The following is a 1,804-nucleotide window of genomic DNA, read 5'->3' on the forward strand; positions in this document are numbered from 1 at the left end:
TCCCAGAAGTAGGTTCACTCGCCCTCCGAGCCCCGGAACTCATCAGTGAGCACGACGAACCCCTGGCCCCTGAGCAACTCCTGCAAGCGCGGACCGTGTGCCGGTGTCTCGATGCACAGGGCGTCTGAGCCAGCGTTCACACCGGGCAGGACGGGGATGTCGTGTGCGATGGCCATGTCGAGCGCTGCACGAAGGTGGGCCTCCTCGCCGAAGACCCAGAGCCCGCCGACCTCGTCGTAGTCGATGATGTGCACCCAAGGCTTGGTCTTGGGGTGTTGCGGGCGGTCGTCAACGCGCCGGAATCGAACTGTAGGTCCAGGCGTCTCGGTGTCGTAGTAGGCGGAGTAGCCCAACACGTGAAGAGTCGGGTCCGCATCCAAGACCCGCACCACACGCGCGACGAGCCCATCATCCGGACCCACCAGACTCAAGTCCTTGACGCTACCGAAACACTCTGCGCGGTCACCGGAATGCAGGTCCACCGCGTAGTCGAGGGCCGCGCCACTCAAGAGTGACGCCGAGCGCCCGTAGGCGCGCTGGGGACAGCGAAGGTGCACCGACCCGCTCTCGTGCTGGACGACCAGTACGGGTTGGGTGGGCGCGGACGGCGATGTGCGGGTGGCCGAGTTGGCAGGGAAGAACTGCTCGACGCGGGCGAGCCGCTCATAAACCTGCTCTGCATGACGGGGCCCGTCGAATGGCACTCCCAGAACGCCCAGGACCGCTCGGAGCATGTGGCGACGGGCCGTGTCACGCAGGGGAACCCCACGCTTGAGGTCGAGGAGCCCTATGGGTTCCCCGTCGAGTGTCACCGTGTGTTCCTGCAGACGCACGACGTGCGTTGAAGGTAGCCACGGCCCGGCATCGTCCTTGCACAGACGGCTCAAGGGACGGGCACTCCACGGGTCGGTCGGGTCCGTGACAGGGAGACTTCCATCTGCGAGCGAGCGCACCAGCACTCGCACGTCTGCCTCCCACGTCGTGTGCGACCCGTCGGGACACATCACCCGCCGCAGCCGCCCGAGCGACACCGCCGTTGCGTAGTCATCGACCTCCACCTCATGCAGACGGTGACCGCGCACTGTGGTGACGAGCGACGTCATCGCTTCGTGGCCGGCCATCGACCTGCGCACCCATACTCGCGGGAGACTTCGGAACGCCGGCGTCCAACCGACCTCGGTGGCGTACTCACCGTGACGCTGAAGCATGTGCTCCACATCGGCTGCGGTTGGGCTTGACGTGCGGAGGGCCGCGAAGAACAACTCGTCCGCCATCGAAACCTCCCACACACCGTCCCTGGCGGCGTCCGCTGAGGCCGTGAGAACAACGTCGAGGAACTCGACCACGGGAACGCATCCGTGGCGGACGCGCGTGGCGACCGCGTAGTAGGTCTCGCGGTCTCCCCTGACCTCGACCGGCGTGGTGACAGAGACGAGCGTGTAGAGCGCGAACTGAGACATGGACCCTCCTGGGTGCTCGAGAAGCGATTGATTCCGACACAACACATGTGTGCGTCGGCCGCTCGGTCGCTCCCCAGTGCGTGCTTTCACGCTCAAGTTCGTCGTCCTTCGCTCGCCTGCACTTGACACTTCTATTGCGCCTCCCGGAGATTGCCCTCATGAGTTTCACGACGGCGCAGGCGGCGGAGGCTCTTGGCATCACGACCACACGTGTTCGAGCACTCGTTCAGTCCGGACGGCTTCACGCAGTTCGACAGCGGGGTCGCCTGATGATCGACGACGGCTCAGTCCATGTGCAGCGGATCTCCTCGTCGGGCCCTACACCGCGGGCCATGTCCCAGTCG

2 protein-coding genes are annotated in these 1,804 nt (G+C 65.5%); one reads left to right on the forward strand and one right to left on the reverse strand.

The window, feature by feature from the left end:
• Positions 1 to 14 precede the first annotated feature (14 nt).
• Positions 15 to 1,460, reverse strand: a complete 1,446-nt coding sequence (locus tag AC1DQF_RS21540) for a hypothetical protein (protein WP_477527264.1) — start codon at positions 1,458 to 1,460, stop codon at positions 15 to 17.
• Positions 1,461 to 1,618: 158 nt separating this feature from the next.
• Here AC1DQF_RS21540 and AC1DQF_RS21545 point away from each other — a divergent pair.
• Positions 1,619 to 1,804, forward strand: a 186-nt coding sequence (locus AC1DQF_RS21545) for a helix-turn-helix domain-containing protein (protein WP_477527265.1), incomplete at its 3' end; no start/stop codon positions are given.

This window comes from Nocardioides sp. P4_G4 (assembly GCF_056401085.1).

Bases quoted from the DNA above. Each gene is read 5' to 3' on its own strand.
- AC1DQF_RS21540 (WP_477527264.1), bottom strand. From the start codon at position 1,460: ATGTCTCAGTTCGCGCTCTACACGCTCGTCTCTGTCACCACGCCGGTC.